Source organism: Buchnera aphidicola (Chaitoregma tattakana) (assembly GCF_039370165.1).
GTDB classification, from domain to species: domain Bacteria; phylum Pseudomonadota; class Gammaproteobacteria; order Enterobacterales; family Enterobacteriaceae; genus Buchnera_G; species Buchnera_G aphidicola_F.
This window is the reverse complement of record NZ_CP134992.1, coordinates 1-7,146: the sequence shown is the minus strand read 5'-3', so window position 1 is coordinate 7,146 and position 7,146 is coordinate 1. Positions and strand designations below refer to the sequence as shown.

Sequence of the window (7,146 nt, the reverse complement as noted above, 5' to 3'; positions counted from 1 at the left end):
TAATTTTTCTCATAAAGTTTTTTATTAGTTTTTTAGAGTATAATTTAAAAAATTAAAACTACAAAAAATCTTTTTTATAATAATATTTTTCCATAAGTTTAATATTAAAATATTATAATTTTAATATTATAAGAATAAAATAATTTTTAATGCTAACATTATTAAAATAAATACATTTACAATTTAATATTTTTTTAATTTTATAAAATACAAAAAAAGTTTAAAAAATTTTATATTAAAAAATAATACAAAATATTGATTAAAATATTTTAATAAATATATTATTATTAATAAAATAAAATATTTTTATACTTTTTAGAAATGTATTATAAATTTTGTATAAAGTATATAAAAATATTAAGGTAAATTCATAAAATGCAAAAAATAATTGCTAATATAATATATGCCTCAAGATGGCTTATGTTTCCTGTGTATATAGGTTTATCATTTGGATTCATTTTACTTACTTTAAAATTTTTTCAACAAATTATTTTTGTAATTCCTGAAATATTTAAAATGTCAGAATCTGGATTAGTACTAATAGTATTGTCTTTAATAGACATTGCATTAGTAGGAGGACTATTAGTGATGGTAATGTTTTCAGGATATGAAAATTTTATTATGAAAATGGAAGAAGTTAAAGAAAATAAAAATATACTTAGTTGGATGGGTACCATGGACGTAAATTCTATAAAAAATAAAGTAGCTTCTTCCATAGTTGCTATATCTTCTGTGCATTTATTAAGAATATTTATGAATGCAGAAAAAATTGTAGATAACAAAATAATGTGGTCTGTAGTAATACATCTAACTTTTGTAATATCTGCCTTTGGAATGGCATATATAGACAAAATGAGTAAAAAAAAATATAATATTAAACAATAAAAAAAAATAATGTACACAATAAAATATTTTAATATAATAATATTATTAATTTTAGATATAATAAATTGTTTTTTAATAAAAAAATAATATAATAGCTGTTCGGTTTAATTAATTATTTTTTAAAAAAAAATATAAAGAATTCTTTAAATATTTTATTATATAAAGTTTAAATAAAATTTTTATATTTGTGTACATTTTTTTTATTATAATTTAATAAAAAATAGTTATAATAATTTAAAAAAAATAAAATTAAAAAAATATAATTTTTATACATTATGTAATTTTTTACGAACTATTTTATATTTTCTTATACTATTTAGCACTATTATTAAAGACAATATATAAGATTTCATATAATCAGAAGTAATTTTTTTACTATGAAAATTAGTATTGTTATATATAACAGACAAATTTACTAAATTAACAATACGACTTCTATTAGTTTTTGATTTTAAAATAATTTTTTTTAATTTCATTTCTATTTTAGAAATTCTCTTTATTAAATCAAAAATTGTAAATATTAAATTAGACGTATTTGACACAGATTCTTTTTTAACTTTATTTCCACATTTTAATTTTATTATAATTTTGTTTCCAGAATTATATAATGTACAAATTTTTAAATAAACTAACTCATAATATTTATTTTCTTCATAAGAATTTTTTAAAAAAGCTAAAGCCTCTAAATCGTATTTAAACACTCTACCATTTTGATCTGCTAACTTTATAAATTTTTTATAAAGTATATTCAAATCATATGTTTTTTCTGAATAACCCATATCTTTCATATAAAATTTGATAGCAGCTCTTCCAGATCTAGAAGTTAAATTAAAATTCTTCTTTTTAGATCCTATAGATTCCGGAGAAATTATTTCATAATTTTTTTTATTTTTTAATACTCCATCTTGGTGTATACCAGAAGAATGCGAAAACGCATTACTTCCTATTATCGGTTTGTTCGATGAAATTTCTAAATTACATATATTACTTATTTTTTTGCTGGTTTTATAAATATCTTTAAAATTTATATTAGTATAAAAATTTAAAATATCTTTTCTAGTTTTTATTGTCATAATAACTTCTTCTAAAGCAGTATTACCAGCTCTTTCCCCAATTCCACCAATTGTTCCTTCTATCTGTCTTGCGCCACATTGTATAGCAGTTATTGCATTACCTGTGGCCATTCCCAAATCATTGTGACAATGTACAGATAAAATCGCTTTATCTATGTTAGGAACTTTATTTAATATTTCTTTTACTATTTTAGAAAATTCTAATGGTACTGTATATCCTACAGTATCTGGTATGTTTATAGTTGTAGCTCCATTCTTAATTACATTTTCTATAATAATGCATAAATTTTCTATTTCAGTCCTTCCAGCATCTTCACAAGAAAATTCTATATCATTAGTATATTTTCTAGCTCTTATTACTGATTTTATAGACATATCAAGTATATCATCAAAATTTTTTTTTAATTTATGTTTTATATGAAGATTGGAAGTACCAATAAACAAATGTATTCTAAAAGAATCCTGTAAACAATATTTCATAGCTTTAGCTGCAATATCAATATCTTTATATAAACATCTCGCAAGACTGCATATTTTACTATTCTTTATGGTTTGTGAAATTAATTTCACTGATTGAAAATCTTCAGGAGAAGAAATTGGAAAACCTGCTTCTATTATGTCTACTCCCATATTTTCTAATAAAATGGCTATTTTAAGTTTTTCTTTACAGGTTAAACTATTAGACAAAGACTGTTCTCCATCTCGTAATGTAGTATCAAAAATAATAATTTTTTCTTTCATATATATGTTTTCCTTACAAAATATATAATGCATTTTTAATAAAACAATTGTTTATTTATAAATATTTTTTTTATATTGGTAATAAAATTCTAATAAAATGTATTATTTTTTTCGTATTCTTCTATTTTGTCTTTATATTTTAAAGTATAATCTATTCTATCAAGGCCATTCATTATACAAAAATGATAAAAGTCATCTATTTCAAAAAAATATTTTTTATTTAGTATAGATACATACTTATCAATTACATTAATTTTAGCTAATAATATATGTGCATCTTTTACAATACAAAAAATTTCGTTAATTATTTTGTTTGAAAATATTATAGGTAAAATACCATTGTTAAAACTATTATTATAAAATATATCAGAAAAACTAGAAGACAAAATTACTTTAAAACCAAAATCTTTTAAAGCCCAAACAGCATGTTCTCTAGACGAGCCACAACCAAAATTATTTCTAGTAAGTAACACACTAGAATTCTTATAAATATCTTTATTTAAAATAAAATTATAATTCTTTTTTTTAATATTATTATTAATATAACGCCAATTAAAAAATAAATATTTACCAAATCCTTGTTTTGTGATTTTTTTTAAAAATTGTTTAGGAATAATTACATCAGTATCTATATTAGACATATCTAATGGAAGTATTTTCCCTTTATGTGCTATAAATTTTTTCATATTATAAAGAAATTTCACCTTTTATATTTAAGTTAAATATCTCTTACATCTACTATTTTACCAAATATAGCAGCAGCTGATGCCATTACAGGACTAACTAGATGTGTAATTCCACCATTACCTTGTCTACCTTCAAAGTTTCTATTACTAGTAGATACACATCTTTCACCTCTATTTAATTTATCATCATTCATTGCTAAACACATAGAACAACCAGGAAGTCTCCATTCAAATCCTGATTTAATAAAAATTTCATCTAGTCCTTCTTGTTCAGCCTGTAATTTTACTTTTTTTGATCCTGGAACTACTATAGCTTGTACATGTTTATGAACTTTTTTATTTACTAAAATTTTTGAAGCTTCTCTTAAATCTTCAATTCTAGAATTAGTACAAGATCCTATGAAAACTTTATCTATAGGAACATTTTTTAAATATGTACCTGGTTTTAAGTTCATATATTTTAATGTATTTTCTATATTTTTTCTTTCATTAACATGTTTATATTCACTAATTGATGGTATTTTTCCGTTAACATCAATAGTTTGACTTGGATTAGTACCCCAAGTAACTTGAGGAGCAACATTTTCTATATTAAAAGAAAATTTCTTGTCAAAAAAAGCATTTTTATCTGATCTTAATGTATTCCAAAAAATTTTTGCTTTTTCCCAATATTTTTTTTTAGGAGTATATTTTTTATTTATTAAATATTTATATGTAGTATTATCTGGGGAAATTATACTAGATTTTGCTCCTAATTCTACAGACATATTACATATTGTCATTCTTCCTTCCATACTTAAATTAGATATAGTATCCCCACAAAATTCTATAATATAACCATTTCCTGCTGATGTACTCAGCTTTTTTATTATATATAATATGATATCTTTAGCATAAACATATTTTTGCATATTTCCAGAAATTTTTATTTGCATATTTTTATATCTAATTTGAGGTAAAGTTTGAGTAGTGAGAACATGCTCTACTTCATAAGTACCTATTCCAAAAGATAAAGCACCAAATGCACCGTGTGTAGAAGTATGAGAATCACCACACACAATTGTATATCCAGGTAATGTTAAACCATTTTCTGGACCTATTACATGTACTATACCTTGTTTAGGATGATCTAGACCAAACAATTTTATTTTGTTCAATTCACAATTTTTTGTTAATTCTTTTATTTGAATATTTGACATTTCATCGAAATCTATATTCTTAGTACTTTTTGTTGAGACATTATGATCCATAGTAGCAAAAGTTTTATTTGGTACTCTTACACTTCTATTTTTTTTTCTCATAGCAAAAAATGCTTGTGGTGATGTGACTTCATGTAATAAATGTAAATCTATATAAATTAAAGGAGTTTCATTTTTTTTTTCATATATTAAATGAGAATTATATAATTTCTCATATAAAGTATATCTTTTATTATTCATTTTTTCCCTATTTTTTTTCTATTAAAATTTCTGATATTATATCACCCATTTTTTCAGTAGAAACATAATTTTCATGACTGCTACTAATTATATCTTTAGTTCTATATCCTAATTTTAAAGCCTCATTAACAGAATCATCAATTTTTTTAGATATTTCTATTTGATTCATAGTATACTTTAACAACATAGAAAGTGATAAAATCTGAGCAATAGGATTAGCTATATTTAAATTTTTTATATCTGGTGCAGATCCTCCTGATGGCTCGTATAGCCCGAATTTATTTTCGTTTATACTTGCTGAAGGTAGCATTCCTATTGAACCTATTATTGCTGCACATTCATCAGAAATTATATCGCCAAATATATTAGAGCATAATATTACATCAAAAGAACTAGGATTTTTTATTATTTGCATAACTGCATTGTCAACATATAAATTATTTAATTTTACTTCTGGATAATTATGAGAAACATTTTTTACAACTTCTCTCCATAATATAGAACTCTTTAAAACATTAGATTTATCTATAGAAGTAATATGTTTACGTCTTTTTTTAGCTATTTTAAAAGCTATATCAGCTATTCTATATACTTCTTGTTTATTATATCTTTCTGTGTCAAATGCATACTCTATATTCATATTTTTATCATATTTTATTTTAGAATTTCCAAAATATATTCCACCTGTAAGTTCTCTTATACAAACTATATCTATTCCTTTATCAAGTATATTTTTTTTTAATGGAGAAGAATCTTTGATACTAGAATATAATTTTGCATGTCTAATATTACAAAATAAATTAAATTTTTTTCTAATGAATAATAATGATTCTTTTTCTAAAGAATTCTTTCTATAATCATATTTTAAACTATAATCTCCTATAGAGCCAAATAAAATTGCATTAGATTCCTCGCATCCATATATAGTACTTAATGGCATAACAGTATTATATTCTTTAAGAGCAGAATGTCCTACTAAAAATTCTTTACACGATATTTTCAAAAAATATTTTTTATTTAAAACATCTATTATCTTATATGCTTGGTTCATAACTTCTGGCCCTATACCATCGCCTGGAAGAACTGCAATTTTACATTTTTTTAACATAAATTAAATCCATTAAATATATTTAAAATTTTTATAAACTAACTTTAGGTTATATATTTTAAATAAAATTTATAAATATTAGTATATATATATTATTAAAAATAATTGATTTCATTAAAATTTACAATTTTTTTATTAAAGTTTTTTATAGTAATTATTTTATGTATATTTTCTTTTTTAAAAGCTTTTTAATTAATGTTATTTTGCATTTATCTCTTTGGTTGCATATAAAAATTGTTACACATGCATTTATTTTTTTAAAAAAAAACCTTATTAATAAAAAATATTTTATTAATACAAAAAAATTCTACATAAAAAAAATATGTAAATATAAATAATTACATAAATAAATTAAAAAATTTAATAAAACTTTGGTATAGGAGAAGTAGCTAATTTCCTCAAATAATAATATTCAATATTTATCTGTTTTTTTAATCCTTTTGGCCCTAATGTAGTAAGTTCTAATATAGAATACCTAGCAACTAATGCTCTTAAAATTTTCTGTTTAGCTATTTTTTCATCCATAGAAAAAATTTTTTTTGCTTTTATATGCTTTCTATAAAAAATATGCTTCATATGTCTATGTTTTAATATCCCTCTTATTCTTTTATCTTTTCCTATTCTTCTAGCTTCTGAAAAACTTATTTTTTTTAATCCTCTTTTTATCAAACCTTTATTAATCCATCCTAATTGCTGTTTTTTTGCATTATACAATTTCTTAGAAGATATTCCTATTAACTCGAAAAACAAAGGTGTTAAAGTAATCATTTTAGGAGTATAGTTTCCTATTACTTTGTCCCAAACTTTTTTACATACTACAAAACCCATAGGCTCCATAAAGTTTGTTATTAATCTAGAAGCTCTAGTAATAGACTTGTTTCCTGCTTTGGAAATAGTAGATAATCTACACTCATCAGCTAGTTGTTCTACTGATGCTTGTACTAGATCTGACGTAATATTAAAATGATATATCATTGCTTTTACTATTTCTCTCATAGCACGGGCTCTATGTTCATTTAATCTTCTTTTTCTTTTTATAATAGCTCCAGTATTAGGATCTTTAGGCTGTATTACATAATTTAATTCTGTCCGAGCAACATCTGTTAAAGAAGCCATCTTAATAGCATACTTTATAAACACAGGTCTAGATTTATCTTTTTTAGGAGGTACAAATTTAGGATTTTTATTAAAAATGTATCTTGTTCTATAGTACA

The 7,146-nt window shown here is 22.2% G+C and carries 6 protein-coding genes; 1 reads left to right on the top strand and 5 read right to left on the bottom strand.

The genetic code is table 11. The features are described 5' to 3' along the window. Positions 1 to 375: 375 nt before the first annotated feature. Positions 376 to 885, top strand: coding sequence for a TIGR00645 family protein (locus tag RJI84_RS02095; protein ID WP_343189278.1), 510 nt, complete (start codon positions 376 to 378; stop codon positions 883 to 885). 266 nt (positions 886 to 1,151) lie between these two features. Here the strand turns inward: RJI84_RS02095 and leuA are convergent, their stop codons facing one another. From leuA to repA, 5 genes are all read right to left on the bottom strand, one after another. Further along, the gene (gene leuA / locus RJI84_RS02090) at positions 1,152 to 2,699 is read right to left on the bottom strand and encodes a 2-isopropylmalate synthase (protein ID WP_343189277.1); all 1,548 of its coding nucleotides are present in this window, start codon (positions 2,697 to 2,699) and stop codon (positions 1,152 to 1,154) included. Positions 2,700 to 2,788: 89 nt separating this feature from the next. Continuing rightward, the gene (leuD, locus tag RJI84_RS02085; RefSeq protein ID WP_343189276.1) at positions 2,789 to 3,385 is read right to left on the bottom strand and encodes a 3-isopropylmalate dehydratase small subunit; all 597 of its coding nucleotides are present in this window, start codon (positions 3,383 to 3,385) and stop codon (positions 2,789 to 2,791) included. 32 nt (positions 3,386 to 3,417) lie between these two features. Then, positions 3,418 to 4,824, bottom strand: a complete 1,407-nt coding sequence (gene leuC, locus RJI84_RS02080; protein WP_343189275.1) for a 3-isopropylmalate dehydratase large subunit — start codon at positions 4,822 to 4,824, stop codon at positions 3,418 to 3,420. 7 nt (positions 4,825 to 4,831) lie between these two features. Next, complete coding sequence (gene leuB / locus RJI84_RS02075) at positions 4,832 to 5,932, bottom strand: 3-isopropylmalate dehydrogenase (protein ID WP_343189274.1); 1,101 nt, start codon at positions 5,930 to 5,932, stop codon at positions 4,832 to 4,834. Between the two features lie 360 nt (positions 5,933 to 6,292). Beyond that, the coding region (repA, locus tag RJI84_RS02070) for a plasmid replication initiator RepA (protein WP_428994306.1) at positions 6,293 to 7,146 on the bottom strand (854 nt) is incomplete at its 5' end.